16 protein-coding genes and 1 tRNA gene are annotated in these 16,265 nt (G+C 67.0%); 8 read left to right on the top strand and 9 right to left on the bottom strand.

The window, feature by feature from the left end:
* The first annotated feature begins 217 nt into the window (after positions 1 to 217).
* The 3 genes from ACWDTF_RS17375 to topA all read left to right on the top strand — a co-directional run bounded on the left by ACWDTF_RS17375 (position 218) and on the right by topA (position 4,397).
* On the top strand, positions 218 to 421 hold the full coding sequence (locus ACWDTF_RS17375) for a cold-shock protein (RefSeq protein ID WP_004022110.1): 204 nt from the start codon (positions 218 to 220) through the stop codon (positions 419 to 421).
* Positions 422 to 512: 91 nt separating this feature from the next.
* Positions 513 to 1,091: a hypothetical protein gene (locus ACWDTF_RS17370; RefSeq protein ID WP_240856313.1), complete on the top strand. Its 579-nt coding sequence runs from the start codon at positions 513 to 515 to the stop codon at positions 1,089 to 1,091.
* 282 nt (positions 1,092 to 1,373) lie between these two features.
* The gene (gene topA, locus ACWDTF_RS17365; protein ID WP_240856170.1) at positions 1,374 to 4,397 is read left to right on the top strand and encodes a type I DNA topoisomerase; all 3,024 of its coding nucleotides are present in this window, start codon (positions 1,374 to 1,376) and stop codon (positions 4,395 to 4,397) included.
* Positions 4,398 to 4,426: 29 nt separating this feature from the next.
* Here the strand turns inward: topA and ACWDTF_RS17360 are convergent, their stop codons facing one another.
* Positions 4,427 to 5,887, bottom strand: coding sequence for an adenylate/guanylate cyclase domain-containing protein (locus ACWDTF_RS17360; protein WP_449754749.1), 1,461 nt, complete (start codon positions 5,885 to 5,887; stop codon positions 4,427 to 4,429).
* 271 nt (positions 5,888 to 6,158) lie between these two features.
* Here ACWDTF_RS17360 and ACWDTF_RS17355 point away from each other — a divergent pair, with 271 nt between their 5' ends.
* Positions 6,159 to 7,445, top strand: a complete 1,287-nt coding sequence (locus ACWDTF_RS17355; protein ID WP_449754744.1) for a DNA polymerase III subunit delta' — start codon at positions 6,159 to 6,161, stop codon at positions 7,443 to 7,445.
* Here ACWDTF_RS17355 and ACWDTF_RS17350 read toward each other — a convergent pair.
* Entirely contained in the window at positions 7,442 to 8,356 is a 915-nt protein-coding gene (locus ACWDTF_RS17350; protein WP_449754743.1) for a LysR family transcriptional regulator, read from the bottom strand. The genes ACWDTF_RS17355 and ACWDTF_RS17350 overlap by 4 nt on opposite strands.
* 104 nt (positions 8,357 to 8,460) lie before the next feature.
* Between ACWDTF_RS17350 and ACWDTF_RS17345 the strand changes: the two genes are divergently transcribed.
* The 3 genes from ACWDTF_RS17345 to ACWDTF_RS17335 all read left to right on the top strand — a co-directional run bounded on the left by ACWDTF_RS17345 (position 8,461) and on the right by ACWDTF_RS17335 (position 10,849).
* Positions 8,461 to 8,787 carry a hypothetical protein gene (locus ACWDTF_RS17345; protein WP_449754750.1) on the top strand — a complete coding sequence of 109 codons (327 nt, stop codon included), beginning with the start codon at positions 8,461 to 8,463 and terminating at the stop codon, positions 8,785 to 8,787.
* 97 nt (positions 8,788 to 8,884) lie between these two features.
* Positions 8,885 to 9,922: an alcohol dehydrogenase AdhP gene (adhP, locus tag ACWDTF_RS17340; RefSeq protein ID WP_355273224.1), complete on the top strand. Its 1,038-nt coding sequence runs from the start codon at positions 8,885 to 8,887 to the stop codon at positions 9,920 to 9,922.
* A gap of 18 nt (positions 9,923 to 9,940) precedes the next feature.
* A complete protein-coding gene (locus ACWDTF_RS17335) occupies positions 9,941 to 10,849 on the top strand; it encodes a cation transporter (RefSeq protein ID WP_449754742.1) in 909 nt (302 codons plus the stop codon).
* 4 nt (positions 10,850 to 10,853) lie between these two features.
* Here ACWDTF_RS17335 and ACWDTF_RS17330 read toward each other — a convergent pair whose 3' ends face one another.
* The 7 genes from ACWDTF_RS17330 to ACWDTF_RS17300 all read right to left on the bottom strand — a co-directional run bounded on the left by ACWDTF_RS17330 (position 10,854) and on the right by ACWDTF_RS17300 (position 15,499).
* Complete coding sequence (locus ACWDTF_RS17330; RefSeq protein WP_240856165.1) at positions 10,854 to 11,354, bottom strand: hypothetical protein; 501 nt, start codon at positions 11,352 to 11,354, stop codon at positions 10,854 to 10,856.
* Between the two features lie 38 nt (positions 11,355 to 11,392).
* A complete protein-coding gene (locus tag ACWDTF_RS17325; protein WP_240856164.1) occupies positions 11,393 to 12,625 on the bottom strand; it encodes a multidrug effflux MFS transporter in 1,233 nt (410 codons plus the stop codon).
* 48 nt (positions 12,626 to 12,673) lie between these two features.
* Positions 12,674 to 12,749, bottom strand: a tRNA-Thr gene (locus ACWDTF_RS17320).
* Between the two features lie 64 nt (positions 12,750 to 12,813).
* Positions 12,814 to 13,611 (bottom strand): esterase/lipase family protein, encoded by a 798-nt coding sequence (locus tag ACWDTF_RS17315; protein ID WP_449754748.1) that lies wholly within the window; start codon positions 13,609 to 13,611, stop codon positions 12,814 to 12,816.
* Between the two features lie 351 nt (positions 13,612 to 13,962).
* Positions 13,963 to 14,394 carry a VOC family protein gene (locus ACWDTF_RS17310; RefSeq protein ID WP_240856163.1) on the bottom strand — a complete coding sequence of 144 codons (432 nt, stop codon included), beginning with the start codon at positions 14,392 to 14,394 and terminating at the stop codon, positions 13,963 to 13,965.
* A 60-nt stretch (positions 14,395 to 14,454) separates the two neighbouring features.
* Positions 14,455 to 14,910 (bottom strand): helix-turn-helix domain-containing protein, encoded by a 456-nt coding sequence (locus tag ACWDTF_RS17305; RefSeq protein WP_240856162.1) that lies wholly within the window; start codon positions 14,908 to 14,910, stop codon positions 14,455 to 14,457.
* 7 nt (positions 14,911 to 14,917) lie between these two features.
* Positions 14,918 to 15,499 (bottom strand): hypothetical protein, encoded by a 582-nt coding sequence (locus ACWDTF_RS17300; RefSeq protein ID WP_449754741.1) that lies wholly within the window; start codon positions 15,497 to 15,499, stop codon positions 14,918 to 14,920.
* 64 nt (positions 15,500 to 15,563) lie between these two features.
* Here ACWDTF_RS17300 and ACWDTF_RS17295 point away from each other — a divergent pair, with 64 nt between their 5' ends.
* Entirely contained in the window at positions 15,564 to 16,235 is a 672-nt protein-coding gene (locus ACWDTF_RS17295; protein WP_240856160.1) for a VOC family protein, read from the top strand.
* The last annotated feature ends 30 nt before the right edge of the window (positions 16,236 to 16,265 follow it).

The raw sequence follows: 16,265 nt of genomic DNA, 5'->3' as shown, positions 1-16,265 counted from the left end.
ATCGCGGCGGGACCGAACATGATTGACTAGGTGCGGCCGCAAGCTTTCGCCTATCACCGACGGTGGTGAACAGCGAGATCGAGTTGCAGCCGTGGTACTGAGGTTAGTTTGGCGGGTCAGCATTGACCTTCGCGGGGCTCTTTGAGGTATGGCGGTCAGACCGGCCACGGCACGGTGACCATCGTGTCGCGACACGTTCATGTAAAGGATTGCAGTAATGGCACAGGGAACTGTGAAGTGGTTCAACGCGGAAAAGGGCTTCGGCTTCATCGCACCTGATGAGGGGTCCGACGACGTGTTCGTCCACTACTCCGAGATCCAGGGATCCGGTTTCCGCACTCTCGAAGAGAACCAGCGAGTCGAGTTCGAGGTCGGCCAGGGCACCAAGGGCCCGCAGGCCACCGGTGTTCGCGCCGTCTGAGACGAGCTCGCGCACTGCGCACGACGCAGCTTCAACCCGCCCCCGGCCAAGCCGGGGGCGGGTTTGTCTCTCCATGAGTAATCTCGATCACGTGGGCCAGTTGTCGTTCTTCTCGGCGGAGACCGAACAGCCCGCGTGTGACGACCTCGCGGGATTGCTGGCTGCGCACGGGCAATCGGTGAGGTCGGATTCCGGTACGCGGGTCTCGATCGTCGTGCCCGATCAGTGGCGGGCCGACTCCATCGCCGACGAGATGCGGTCAGCCGGGCTCGCCGCGGAGGTCACGTCCTCCGAAGAGGGGACACCGCTGGCGCGGACGGCGTCGTGTCATGAGCTCGATGCCCTTCATCGCGCGTGGTCGGCCGGTGCGGTCAAGGCGATGCCCATCGGCTGGACGCCCACCCCGCGAGTCCTGCGCCTGTGGGTTCTGGCCGCCGGACACAAAGACGGCGAGCGCTACCTCCTCGGACTCGACCCGCACGCCCCCGAGACGCACGGGGTGCTGGCCACCGCCCTGATGCGGGTCGGAATCGCGCCGACGCTGGTCGGCACACGCGGCAACGCGCCCGCCCTGCGCATCGCCGGGCGCCGGCGCCTGACGCGACTGGTCGAGTACGTCGGCGGTCCACCGTCGGCCGACGCAGTCACCGACTGGCCGTCGGCTGTGTGACCGGCCTACGTCGGACGCGGCCCGACAAGCGCTGCCGACTGCCCGTCAGCTGTGTGAGCACCAGTTGCGCAAACGTGTCGGCCGATCGTCGAACTGGTGGCTGACCAGCCCTTTCCGTGTCTCCGGGAAGCGTCGTTGGTCACATCGGAGGGTGGTCGGCGGAATTCGGATGTGCAAATAGCGCTATACATAAGGTACAAACCAGTCGAACAGGCGTGCTCGATGTTTCGATCCGCGGCACGCAGAAGTTCGTAACCGAGCTCAGACAACGAAGGACCGCCGGTGGCCGATACCAGCACCGCAACCCCCACGAGTGGGCGGGCACTGCGACGACTCGTGATCGTCGAGTCCCCGACCAAGGCACGCAAGATCGCCGGCTACCTGGGGTCCAACTATGTGGTGGAGTCGTCCCGCGGGCACATCCGCGACCTACCGCGCGGCGCGGCCGACGTGCCCGCCAAGTACAAGGGCCAGTCCTGGGCCCGACTCGGCGTCAACGTCGACGACAACTTCGAGCCGCTCTACGTGGTGTCGCCGGACAAGAAATCCACCGTGACCGAGCTGAAGTCGTTGATGAAGGACGTCGACGAGCTCTACCTCGCCACCGACGGTGACCGCGAGGGCGAGGCGATCGCCTGGCATCTCCTCGAGACCCTCAAGCCCAAGATCCCGGTGAAGCGGATGGTCTTCCACGAGATCACCGAGCCCGCCATCCGCGCCGCCGCGGAGAATCCCCGCGACCTCGACATCGACCTCGTCGACGCCCAGGAAACCCGACGCATCCTCGACCGCCTCTACGGCTACGAGGTGTCCCCGGTGCTGTGGAAGAAGGTCATGCCGAAGCTGTCGGCAGGCCGCGTGCAGTCGGTGGCCACCCGGATCATCGTCGAACGTGAACGCGAACGCATGGCCTTCGTGTCCGCCGACTACTGGGATATCGCCGCCACCCTCGACGCCGGTGAGCAGGCGTCGCCGCGCACGTTCGGCGCCCGACTGGTCTCGGTCGACGACGCTCGCGTCGCGGCCGGCCGTGACTTCGAGTCGACCGGCAAGCTGAAGCGTTCCGACGGCGTCGTCGTGCTCGACGCCGACCGTGCCGAGGCGCTTGCCGCGGGACTGCGCGGTGCGGCGATGTCGGTGACGTCGGTGGAGGAGAAGCCCTACACCCGTCGTCCGTATGCGCCGTTCATGACGTCGACGCTGCAGCAGGAGGCCGGCCGCAAGCTGCGGTTCAGCTCCGACCGGACCATGCGCATCGCGCAGCGTCTGTACGAGAACGGCTTCATCACCTACATGCGTACCGACTCGACGACGCTGAGCGAGTCGGCCATCAACGCCGCCCGCGCGCAGGCTCGGGAACTGTACGGCGACAACTACGTTCACCCGACTCCGCGTCAGTACACCCGCAAGGTGAAGAACGCGCAGGAGGCGCACGAGGCGATCCGTCCGGCCGGCGAGAGCTTCCGGACACCGGGTCAGGTCGCGGGTCAGCTGGAGACCGACGAATTCCGGCTCTACGAGCTGATCTGGCAGCGCACGGTCGCATCGCAGATGGCCGACGCCAAGGGCACCACGCTGAGTCTGCGCATCTCCGGCACCGCGGCGAGCGGCGAGCGCTGCACCTTCGCCGCGTCGGGTCGCACCATCACCTTCCCCGGCTTCCTGTCTGCGTATGTGGAGACGGTCGACGATCAGGCGGGCGGTCAGGCCGACGACGCCGAGAACCGGCTACCGCAGCTGCGCGAAGGGCAGGCACTCACCGCCACCGAGCTCTCGGCCGACGGTCACTCCACCAACCCGCCCGCCCGGTTCACCGAGGCGTCGCTGGTCAAGGTGCTCGAGGAGCTCGGCATCGGCCGGCCGTCGACCTACGCGTCGATCATCGGCACCATCCAGGACCGCGGCTACGTCGTGAAAAAGGGCAATGCCCTGGTGCCGTCGTGGATCGCGTTCGCGGTGGTCGGGCTGCTGGAGGCGTACTTCCAGAGCCTCGTCGACTACGACTTCACCGCCTCCCTGGAAGACGACCTCGACGAGATCGCCAGCGGTCGGGAGAACCGCACCCGTTGGCTGACCGAGTTCTACTTCGGTGACGCGGCTCCCAACGCCGAGCACGACGCGGAAATAGCCGGTTCGGAGGTCGCCAAGCATGGTGGCCTGAAGAAGCTGGTCGGCGTGAACCTCGAGGAGATCGACGCCCGCGAGGTCAACTCGATCCGGCTCTTCGACGACGAGCAGGGACGCACAGTCTACGTCCGCGTCGGCCGATTCGGGCCGTACCTGGAGCGAAACGTCGCGGCGCCGGACGCCGAGCCAGACTTGCAGCGCGCCAATCTGCCCGCCGACATCACCCCCGACGAACTGACACTCGCGGTCGCCGAGAAACTCTTCTCGACGCCGCAGGAGGGACGTTCGCTGGGCGTCGACCCGGCGACCGGGCACGAGATCGTCGCCAAGGAAGGCCGCTTTGGGCCGTACGTCACCGAGATCCTGCCCTCCGACGACGATGACGACGGCGGCTCACCGGCCACCGTTCCCGCAGGTCCGACGCCCAACGGCGGTGGTTCGGGTTCCGACGCCGAGGTCGTTCCGCTCGACACCCCGAGCGGCGGCGGCACGGCCACCAAGACCGTGGCCAAGAAGACCGCTAAGAAGGCCGCCAAGAAGGCCGGTCCCAAACCACGCACGGGGTCGTTGTTCAAGACGATGGACATCGCGTCGGTGACCCTCGAGGACGCGCTGCGGTTGCTGTCGTTGCCGCGTGTGGTCGGCGTCGACCCGGGATCCGGCGACGAGATCACCGCGCAGAACGGTCGCTACGGTCCCTACCTCAAGAAGGGCACCGACTCGCGGTCGCTGACCAGCGAGGAACAGCTCTTCGAGATCACCCTCGACGAGGCGCTGAAGATCTACTCCGAGCCCAAGCGGCGCGGACGCCAGGCCGCGGCCCCACCGCTGCGTGACCTCGAGAAGAACGACGAGGTCTCCGACAAGCCGATGGTCATCAAGGACGGCCGGTTCGGGCCGTACGTCACCGACGGCGAGACCAACGCCAGCCTGCGCAAGGGCGACGACGTCGCGTCGATCACGCCCGAACGCGCCATGGAACTGCTCGCCGACCGTCGAGCCCGCGGCCCGGCGAAGAAGGCGGCCAAGAAGACCACCAAGAAGGCGCCCGCGAAGAAGGCTGCTGCGAAGAAGACGGCAGCCAAGAAGGCCACCGCAAAGAAGACGGCTGCGAAGAAGACGGCTGCGGAGAAGACGGCAGCCAAGAAGGCACCGGCGAAGAAGACCGACGAGAGCTGACCCTCCACCGCGCTCTGACGCTCGACGAGTCAGTCCTGCCGGTATGGCGCCATGAGCGGTCGGGCGAGCAGCGTCTCGATCCCGCGTCCGCGTAGTTCGACGCCCTCACCGATGTCCCAATGCTCGGCTTCCTCGCGTGAGGCGAGGAACACGGCGCGCGCCGATCCGAGGACGCGGGTCGGCTCGTCCTTGGCGAGTTCGGTGAGTCGGGCGGCCTCGTTGACCGGGTCGCCGATGACGGTGTACTCGAGGCGCTGTTCGGCGCCGATGTGGCCGGCGATCGCCTTGCCTGCCGAGATGCCGATGCCGATGTCGGTGTCGCCCAGGGTCTCGTAGAGTTCGGCGCGCAGTTCGCGCGCCGACGCCAGTGCGCGGCCGGCGAAGTCGTCGAGGTCCAGCGGTGCGCCGAAGATGGCCAGTGCCGCGTCGCCCTGGAACTTGTTGACGAACCCGCCGTGGCGTCCGACCACTGCGACCACCACACGGAAGAACTCGTTGAGCAGCTCGACGATCTCTCGCGGCGGCCGGTTGACGGCCAGCCGCGTCGACCCGACGATGTCGACGAACAGGACGCCGACGTAGCGTTCCTCACCGCCGAGTTCGGTGCCGGTCTCGATGGCCTTGCGGGCCACGTCTTCGCCGACGTAGCGGCCGAACAGGTTGCGGAGTTGCTGGCGTTCACGCAGGTCGGCGACCATGTCGTTGAACCCGGCTTGCAGCAGACCGAGGTCGCTGCCGTCGTAGATCTTCACGGCGACGTCGAGATTGCCCGCACTGACCTCGCTCTGCGCGCGACGCAGCTGCTTGATGGGGTCGTTGATCGCCGACACCACCCGGAAGATGGCCAGCAGGCTGAACGCCAACGCCGACAGCGCCATCCACAGGATCGGACGCTCCAAACCGGTCGAGTCGGAGTCGATGAATCCGAGCCGGTGCAAGACGATCAGGCCGACGATCACCAGCATCGGGGCCACCGCGCTGATCACCCAGAACACGGTGATGCGGGTGGTCACGCTCGGCGCGGTTGCGCTGTCGGGGTCGTTGGCCATCGCCGCGACGGTGATCGGGCGCAGGACCTTCTCGGCCTGCATGAAGCTCAGCGCGCAGGTGACCATCGCGCCGATGAAGCTCGCGATCGCGACGATGAAGGCGTTCTTGTTGGACACCGTCAGGTTGACGAGTGTGAACAGCACGCCGCCGACCAGCCAGAGTCCGGCGTTCACCGCAGACAACAACATCGGGAGTGCCAACGCTCGACGGCGGGCCGACTCGTTGTCGAGCCGCGTTCGTCGTCGATGCCACACGAGTACCGGCAGAGAGAGCTGGATACTGAGGAAGCCGCCCACCAGCATCGCGATGATCAGGTAGAAGGCGAAGATCACCTGATTCAGCGCGGTGATCTCGTCGAGACTGATGGAATCCTGCAGGGGCATGCCGAACCGCAAGAACGCAAAGGTGAACAGTGCGCCGATGAGGTTGGCACGCAGCATGTCGAGGGCAAGGATCGGCCAGGGCGTGTGCACCAGCCAACGGGCGAGATGCACGCCCTTCGACCATTGCGACCGCTGACGTACCACGCCAACTACGGTAGCTGGCTGCTTGCAATTGTTAAACAACAATGCACAGGGGTTCGTCGTCGTGGGCCCCCAAAACGCGTGGTGGTGGGCTTTTGCCCGTCTGACCTGTGACAAATGTCCTTGCCGGGCACTTGCGGGCGAAGCTGTCGGCCGTCCTGTCGGGGCAGCCAATTAGGCTGTGGCTGTGACCAATGTCTTCGATCGGTTGACCGGCCAGGACGCCGTCGCCGACGATCTGCGCGCCGCAGCGCGTGCCGCCCGCAGCTTGGCAAACCGGCTCGACGAGGGCGACGCGGGTGCGATGTCGATGTTCGGGGAGCCCGACGAACAGACCGGTGACGCTTTCGACTCGGCCGCCCGCGCGTCGATGACCCATGCGTGGCTGTTCACCGGCCCACCGGGCAGTGGGCGGTCGGTGGCCGCGACCTGTTTCGCGGCCGCGCTGCAATGTCAGCACGAGGACGCGTCGAACATCGGGTGTGGGGAATGCCGCGCGTGCACCACGGTGATGAGTCGCACCCACGCCGACGTCCGGCACGTGGTGCCCGAAGGGTTGAGCCTCGCGGTCAAGGAGATGCGGGAGATCGTGCAGGCGGCCGCGCGTCGCCCGGGTACCGGACGCTGGCAGATCGTCATCGTCGAAGACGCCGACCGGCTCACCGAGCAGGCGGCCAACGCATTGCTCAAGGTTGTCGAGGAACCGCCGTCGCGCACGGTGTTCCTGCTGTGCGCGCCGTCCGTGGACCCCGAAGACATCGCGGTGACTCTACGATCGCGCTGCCGCCATGTGGCACTTGCGACACCGTCGGCGCACGACATCGAACGTGTCTTGGCCGAACGTGACGGCATCGACCCCGACCAGGCGCGCTGGGCCGCGTCGGTCTGCGGTGGCCACATCGGCCGTGCACGCCGACTGGCGAGCGATCCCGAGGCCCGCGAGCAGCGCGAGATGGCACTCGCGCTGGCTCGCGATGCCAACCGCGAGAAGACCGCTTATGCGGCGGCCGAGAATCTGGTGCGCACAGCCGATGCCGCTGCCAAGGCGATCGCCGCCGAGCTCAACGAGCCCGAGATCGAGGAGATGAAGACCGCTCTCGGTGCGGGCGGAACAGGCAAGGGTGCCGCACGCGCACCTCGCGGGACGGTCGGTGCCATCAAGGACCTGGAGAAGAGACAGAAGTCTCGCGAGACCCGCGTCGGGCGTGACGTCCTCGACCGCGCGCTCGTCGACCTCGCCGCGCTGTTCCGTGATGCACTCGTGGTGGGGGTCGGAGCCAAGGTGACCGCGATGCATCCAGACAAGACCGACGACATCGTGATCCCGATGGCCGCCTACGCCCGGCCCGAACAACTGCTCAACTGTCTGGAGGCGGTCCTCGCCTGCCGCGAGGCGCTCGACATGAACGTCAAACCCAAGTTCGCGGTCGACGCGATGGTCGCCACCATCGGGTTGTCGATGCGCAAGCGCTAGCGTCGCGTTGGGCCTGCGCGCGTCGTCGCCACCTCGAGCAACTCTCGCGCCGGCCCACGCAGTGTGATGCGCGGCGACCACACCGCACGCAGTGGGCGGATCATCTGCAATCCGTCGACCTCGACGTGCACCAGTCGCCCGGCGGTGATGTCTTCTGCCACCGACAGCCGGGACAGGACGGTCGCGGCCGGCGAGCTGAGCACGGACGCGCGGATCGCGGTGACCGAGCGCAACTCGATCAGGGGATCAGTTGCTTGTAAACCCTTCTGCGCCAACGCCTCTTCGAAGGTGAGTCGTGTGCCGGATCCGGGTTCGCGCTGAATCAGCGGGGTCGCGGCGAGTTCGTCGGCACCGATCCGGCCGGTTCGGGCCCAGGGGTGGCCGGGTGCGCACACAACCAGCAGCTCGTCCATCGACACCAGTGCGGACTCGAGATCCTTGGTGGGACCGGGGATCTCGATGAAGCCGAGATGCGCGTCGTCGGCGCGCACGGCGTCGAGCACCTCGGTCGAATTCATCGGCCGCACCGACAGTTTGGCGTCGGTGCGGCCGGCCAGTGTCACGATCCAGGACGGAACAAGGTATTCCGCAACGGTTTTCGACGCGGCGACGATCAGTGTTGCCTGACGGGCCGCAACCAGGGAGTCGACGCCGGCAGTGAACTCGACCGCTCGCTCCACCAGTGCGTTGGCCCACTCCAGGACCACGACGCCGTTCGCGGTCGCCTCCACACCCGTCGGGGAACGCGCGAACAACTCGACGCCGAGCTCATGTTCCACCGATCGGACCCGCGCACTGACCGCCTGCTGGCTCATGCCGAGTTCGCGCGCCGCGGCACCCATGCTGCCGAGCCGGCCGACGGTGACGACCACCTCGAGCGCGGCGAGATCGGGAAGTCGGCGCGCCACCATGGCTGACACGGTATGCGCGCCACACGTCGAGCCACAACCGGTCCCGGTGCGCGTCGGCTCCGGATCTATAGTGGGGTCATCCACACAGGTGCAGGGAGAGTGCGATGTCGGACTTCATCAAGAAGGTCAAGGACGAGGCGCGGGCCGTCTCGGCGGCGATCGACAACGAGCTGACCGTGTTGGAGGGCGTCGACGGTTACGACCCGTTGGCCCATCGGGACGCAGAGGAATCGGGCGCAGAGGAATCGGGCGCCGAGGAATCGGGTGCCGAGGAATCGGGTGCTGCGGAGTCCGGCAAGGGTGGCACCGGAGTGGGCCATCCCGGCGACGATGCCGGCAGCGACGACGCGGGCGCCGACGATGACGGCGTGGCCAGGTCCGATGCGACACCGCCCGAGACGGGTTCGGAAGAACTGGGCGAGAAGGCCTGATCCGACCGGCCCGAACGGCCACCGCGTCGTCGGAATGCGCAGACAATGAGGGGTACCGCTCTTCAATGCGCAATTCTTCGACGACGAGGTGAGTGACATGACCGGTACCGATTCGACCTACACCGCGGCAGTGGTGACGGCATTCGGTGAACCCCTGACCATCGACCAACGCCCGCTGCCCCAACCCGGGTACGGTCAGGCGCTGGTGAAGCTGGAGACCTCGGGGGTGTGCCACACCGATCTTCATGCGGCGCACGGTGATTGGCCGGTCAAACCGTCGCCGCCCTTTGTTCCGGGCCACGAGGGATACGGCACCGTGGTGTCCGTCGGGCCCGGTGTCACCGAGATCGCCGTCGGCGACAAGGTCGGCAATGCCTGGCTGTGGTCGGCGTGCGGGCATTGCGAGTATTGCCGGACCGGGTGGGAGACGCTGTGTGAGCGACAGCAGAACGGCGGCTACTCACTCGACGGATCCTTCGGGACCTACATGCTGGTCGACGAACGTTTCGCGGCGCGGATTCCCGACGGCTGCGACCCGGTGGAGGTGGCGCCGATCCTGTGCGCCGGCGTCACCGTCTACAAGGGTCTGAAGGTGTCGGAGACCAAACCCGGACAATGGATCGTGATCTCCGGGATCGGCGGACTCGGGCATGTGGCCGTGCAATACGCGCGGGCGATGGGCATGCGCGTCGCCGCCGTCGACATCGGTGACGACAAACTAGACCTCGCCCGCGAGCTCGGTGCCGAGGTCACCGTCAACGCCGCGTCGACCCCCGACGTCGCAGCCGCGATCCAGGAACAGACCGGTGGCGCGCACGGTGTGCTGGTCACCGCCGTGCATCCGGAGGCGTTCGGACAGGCGATCGGCATGGCACGTCGCGGCGGGACGATCGTCTTCGTCGGACTCCCGCCCGGCGACTTCCCGGCACCCATCTTCGACGTCGTGCTCAAAGGTCTCACCATTCGTGGCTCGATTGTCGGGACCCGCCAGGACATGGTGGAGGCGCTGGATTTCTATGCGCGTGGCCTGGTCAAACCCACCGTCGCCACGACGCGTCTCGAGGACATCAACGACGTGTTCCGGCAGATGGAAGAGGGCAAGATCGAGGGTCGCATCGTCATCGACTACCGCTGAGAGCACTAAGCTCACAGCGTGACCGTTGGCTCCGACTCGGGTGAGCGCCGTGCGCGGGTGTTGAGCCTGATCGCCACGGCGGTCTTGGGCACAGGTGCGGTGCTGTGGGGCATCCTCAGCGGCGCGAGCGTCATCCTGTTCGACGGCATCTACATGCTCGCGGGCATCGTGCTGGTCGGCGTGTCACTGCTGGCCGCCAGAGCAGCAAGCACCGCGCCGACGCCCGAGTTCCCGTTCGGTCGTCACGGCGCGACCCCGCTGGCCGTCGGCCTGCAGGGGGCGGCGCTGCTGGCGACGCTCGTCTACGGCGCCGCCGACGCAGTATCGGTCATCCTTAACGGAGGCTCCGGTGCGGCGGCGGGCAGCGTCGTCGCCTATGGCGTCGTGTCGGCGGTGGCGTCCGGCCTGGTCATCGTCGTGCTGCACCGGCCGGCGCGGGTGTCGCAACTGGCGCGCGCCGAACTGGTGAGCTGGCGGGCCGGGGCGCTGCTGAGTCTGATGGTCGCGGTCGGCGGTCTGGTGGCCGTCGTGCTCGATCGCCGCGGGTCGGCGGCGGCCGCGTCGTATGTCGATCCGATCCTGGTCCTGATCGCGTCGGCGTCGATCGCGCCCATGGCGATTGCGTTGCTGAGACAGGGAATACGTGAGCTGATGGAGGCGGCGCCGGCGGGCGAACTGAACGAGGTCATCGCTGCGGCCGCCGCCGATGCGGCCGTCGAGTACGGGCTGTCCAAGCCCATCGTGCGCGCGACGCGATTGGGACGACGCCTCTACGTCGAAGTCGACTTCCTTGTGCGACAGGGCGATTGGCGGGTCGAGGACGAAGATCGAGTGCGGCGCTTCATCGTCGACCGACTGGACTCGACCGACCACGAGGTGTGGGCGAACGTGGAACTGTCCACCGATCCGACGCTGATCGAGGACTGACGGGTCACGGCATGATCACGGTGACCGGCTTCGGCGGCGCGGTCAGCAACCGACCACCGATACCCAACCTGAAGCGCACGGGACCCGACCCGACGCGCAGGGTTGCGCCGATGCTGTTGTCGTAGCTGAACATCCCGCGGTCGGTGAGTCGGCGTACGAGTTTGCCGCTGCGATGGGTGGCGAAGTTGTACCAGGCGATGGTGACGACATTCGAGCACGGCCCGAGAACCTTTGGTGTCCAGGCGAACCAGCCTCCGCTGACCCACGCCGTACCGCGTCCCGGCGAGACGTTGATTCCCCCCATCGCCTTGCCGACGCAGTTGTCGCCGACGGCGAAGGCATTGCCGAGGTCGAAACTCTGATACGGGCGTGCGGGCGCGGCGTCGGCTCGGCTGCCGAATCCGATGGACAATGCCGCGGCGACGGCAATGGAGGCGAGCGTGAGGACAATCCGATGGTTGCGCATGGTCTTCTCCTGGTTGCACGACGACACGAGTTCACTCACAGAGCATGTCTGCGTCGGGCAAGGATTCGTTACCAAAGCTAAAATTGTCGGGCGAATGCGCTCTCCGACTCCGGGTGCCGGCCGACGTAGAAGCGGGCGACGAAGAAGCACAGCGTCGCCAGCACTGCCGATCCGCACATGACCACGCCCATGGGAACGGCGGTGTCGTCGCCCGCCAATCCGCCCAACGGCGAGACGATTCCGGCGACGAGGAACATCACGCCGCCGAGCACCGCGCTGCCCGCACCCGCCGCGTCGCGGCTGTGTTCCATGGCGAGTGCTGCGCTGTTGCCGGCGACGAAGCCGAAACAGAGCACCGTGAAAAACAGCGGTATCACCAGCAGCGACGGATTTGCCGACGACGCGGCGAGGAGTACGACAACCGCTCCGACGATCATCAACGGCAGGGCGATTCCCACGACATGTGCCGGGTGGACGTGTCGTCGGGACAGTCGCGCCGAGACCAGGCCGCCGATCGTGAGACCCAGTGCATTGACGGCGAACCCGAGCCCGTAGATGGTGCTCGAGGTGCCGATGACCTTCTGGTACACGAACGACGAACTCGAGATGTAGGCCATCAGCGTCCCGAGGGCGAAGGCCTGCGTCAGCACGTAGGCGAGGAAGATCGGGTGCCGGAAGCGGCCGAGGAGATCGCCCAGCCCGAGTGTGGCCTTCCGGTTCGCCTCGACCAGGCTCTCCGGGACCGTTGTCACGGCGCCGATGAACTGCAGGACGGTCGCGGCCAGGATCACGCCGAAGACCCATCGCCACGACACCTGCCCGGCGAGCAGCCCGCCGATGACCGGGGCGATCACCGGCGCAAGGCTTTGGATGGTCATCATGAGCGTCATCGACCGGGCGCCCGCGAAGCCGCGCAGCAGGTCGGCGATCACCGCCCGGGCGGTGACCATGCCCGCAGCCGCCGCGAAAGCCTGCACGAAGCGCGCCGCGATGAGCACCTCGATGGTGGGTGCGAACACCACCACGATCCCGGCGAGCACCGCGACACCTGACCCGATGATCAGGGGCCGACGTCTGCCGTAGCGGTCGGACAGCGGCCCCCACACCACCTGGCCGACGCCGACGCCCACCAGGAAGGCCGTCAAGGTGAGCTGCACCATAGTCGTCGAGGTGTGCAGGGACTCCTGCACTTCCGGGAACGATGGCAGGTACAGGTCGGTGGCGATCGGGGCGGTCGCCGAGAGCAGCGCCAGCACGAAGAGAAGCCGAGCGCCGAGGCCCTCGCGGTCGGTGGGCGGCGGTGTGGTCACCGGGCTGACGATATCGCGCGTCAGATCATGCGAATTGTGCGGTTGCGGTGGAGCCGCCCAGGGGAATCGAACCCCTGACCTATTCATTACGAGTGAATTGCTCTACCGACTGAGCTAGGGCGGCGTGCTGCGCGAGGCAGCGCCCACGAGTGTAACGACTACCGGCTATCGAACAAAAACCAGTATCACTACGCCGGGAAGTCCTCACCGCACGGCACGGCGACGCGGCGCGTGGGATCGAGCGCGTTGCGCGTGAGCGCGGCGACGGTAGGGGAGTAGGCCATGCCGACGTGCCCGATCGTCGACTTCGGGCATACGTCCTGGACCAGCGTGTTCGTGATGTTCGGCCCAGGTGGCATGAGGGTGACCGGGTAGGGCGTGGAGATCTCGTCGTAGCGGGTGGCGAGGTTGACGTAGCGGATCGTCGGGTGCGTCGGACCCCAGTTGTTCTCGCCGGGGGCGCGGGCGGGGAGGCGGTCGGTGATCGAGCCGGTGCGCGAGTGGCCACGGTTGGGCGACGACAGGCCGACGATGGTGTCGACCTGGGCGGCACGACCGGGCAGCTGCGTGAACAGCTGCGCGATCGCACCGCCCTGGGAATGCCCGACGAAATCGACCTTGCGGGCCCCGGTCGCGCGCAACACACGGTCGGCGAACGCTGCCACCTGCCGCGCCGACCGATCTTTGTTGCCGAGACCACCGATGTTGCCGCTCCAACTCGTCTGCCCATAGGTCACGCTGAACACGCAGTACCCGGCGTTGGCCAGCGTCGGCGCCAGGTACGCCCAGTCGGCGTACTGGTTGAGCGCCGTCCCATGCAGCAGGATCACCGGGTCGCGGCCGAGTCGGTCCTTGCAGCCGAAGCGATTCGACCCCAGGGGTGAGGCGGTGGCCGGCTTCCCGTAACCGGTGGCGATCGCGCGTGCGGGGTCGCTGGTCACCGGATAGGGAGCCGCGTGGGCGGAGCCGGGGCTCGTCACCAACATGGCCACGATGCCGACGGCGATGGACAGCAGAATGACGACACGACGGTGAGTCATGTCGTCATTCTGCACTGGGTGGTGTCAGCGGGTGGGCTGGTTGCGGCGGTGATCTCGACACGGGTCCTCGGCTGGCGCCTCGGTCCCGGCTCGATCCGGCGGATCTCGACACGGGTCCTCGGCTGGCGCCTCGGTCCTGGCTCGATCCGGCGGATCTCGACACGGGTCCTCGGCTGGCGCCTCGGTCCCGGCTCGATCCGGCGGATCTCGACACGGGTCCTCGCCCAGGGGCTCGGTCCCGGCTCGATCAGCGTGGGGCGGCTCGATCAGCGTGGGGCGGCTCGATCAGCGGGAGGCTCACACCTGCGCGAAATTCTCCGCGAGTTGGGTGAGCCGGACGCTGTTGCCGGACGGGTCGCGGAACCCGGCGTCGATGCCGTACGGGCGCTGCTCGGGGGTCTCGGTGAACTCGACACCGCGGGCGGCCAGCTCCTCGTACGATGCCTGACAGTCGTCGGTGGTCAAAAAGACCGTTCCGGCAAAGCCTTTCGACATCAGACTGTCGATCTCGCCCTTGACCTTGGCGTCGATCATCGGCGGTCCGGGGATGTCCATGAGCACGATGCTGACGTCCTCTTGCCCGGGCGGACCGACGGTGAGCCAACGGAAGCCGCCCATCTCCGGCATGGTGACGTCCGACCGAACCTCCATGCCGATCTTGGTCGTCCAGAATTCGAGCGCCTCGTCCTGGTCGTGTACCCAGAGTTGCGCGCATGCGATGCGAATCATGTTGTCCACCTTTCGAAGTCGATCTCCGTCGAAAATCTCGGGGAGCTTGTGACAACGAAGCTACGCCGACGGCTCGATGGTGGTCTTCTCCCCGTGTGCTGTCTTGTCCACCCTGCTCGAAGGGCCCGGCCGCGAGTACACGCGCAGCACGCACGCGGGCACGTGGGCGTAGGTCGAGGCGGGCGGGAAGGACGCGCGGTAGGCGGTCGGGGTCTTGCCGAAAGATCGGGCGAAACTGGTGGTGAACGACCCGACACTCGAGAGCCCCACCGACATGCAGATGTCGGCGACCGATCTGTCGGTGGAGCGCAGCATCGCGGCCGCGCGTTCGAGTCGTCGGGTCTGCAGATAGGCGTGCGGCGACTCGCCGAACGCCGCCGTGAACGCCCGGGTGAAGTGGGCTCGGGACAGCTTGGCAGCCGCGGCCATGTCGTCGACGGTGAGTGGCTCGGCGAACCGCACGTCGACGAGATCCTTCGCCCGCAACAGGTGTCGGGTGGGATGCGTGCTGGTCATTAGGTGATTATCGCCCATCGGCGTCGAGAAAGGCGCGCCCTCGTGGCGACAGCTCATAACCCACGTCGAGGCTCCTGGTCAGGCCGAGTGCCTTCAGCTTTCGTACGTCGAGTTTGAAATCGGGCCTCTCCCTGCCGAGTTCGGCGGCCAATTCGGTCGAGACCACCGCCGGCCGACGTCCGATGAGAGCCAGCACCTGTCGCGTCCACGGCCCGTGACTCGACCGACTGTCCAACCGGTCGAGGCGCTTGGTGAGGTCGGCGATGTCCTCGTCCGACAGCTCGGCGTCGGCGCGCAACGCGATCCGCGGATCCTCACCGTGCCAACGCAACCCGATGCGGAAGGTTGGGTACTCGTCGGGTCCGCGCAGACGTGCGCGTGCGTTGTCGGCGTTCGGGAATCCGGCGCGCTTGGCGTCGCGATCGGTGATCTTCTCGGGGTCGACGCTGCGCACCGAGGTGATCTCGATGACCCCGGCCGCAGTCACGAACGTGGAACCGACCTTGACCCGGGAGTCGGCCCAGCGTCGGAACGCAAGGTCGACGGAGCCGTCGGCGACTCCTTGAGCGATCGGCCTCGGTAACAGCACCCTTCGACGGTAGACCTGGCGATGCGGCTACAAAAGGGTTCGGATGCGACGTACGGTCGAAGGTATGACCGGGTCCAGTGGAACACCAGTCACCGCGGCCGCCGCCACCGAGGTCGTCTCCGATCCTTGGCGGGTCCTCGCCGACAAACTGGTCGCCGCCTACAAGACCGGGTCGATGGTCCGTGGGGGTGAGTTCGTCGCCAAGATCATCGACGCCGCAGAGGTGGCCGGGCATCACCCCGACATCGACCTCCGTTACGGCACAGTGCATCTGGTGCTCACCACGCACAGCGCGCACGCACTCACCGAGGCGGATGTCGCGCTGGCGAACACGATCGCAGCAATCGCTGTGGACCTGGGTATCGAACCCGCACCGACGCCGATGACCCAGTTCGATCTCGCGATCGACGCCCTCGACATCGCCGCGATACGACCGTTCTGGGCGGCCGTGTTCGGTTACAAAGATGCGGCCGAGCACCAGCCGATCGACCTCGTCGATCCCGATGGCCGTTTGCCGGGGGTGTGGTTTCAACAGATGGACGAAGCCCGACCGCAACGCAGCCGAATGCACGTCGACCTGTGGGTACCGCACGACGAACTGGAGCACCGCCTGCAATCCGCGCTGGAAGCGGGTGGTCGGCTGCTCACCGACGAGTATGCGCCGTCGTTCTGGGTCCTCGCCGATGCCGAGGGCAACGAGGTGTGCCTGTGTACCTGGCAGGAGCGCGCCGACTGAGGGTGCGAGAAACACTCTGTGCCTAATCGG

Source organism: Gordonia sp. NPDC003422, from assembly GCF_053588675.1.
The sequence above is the reverse complement of the archived record's forward strand: the minus strand, read 5'-3'. Positions and strand labels throughout refer to the sequence as shown.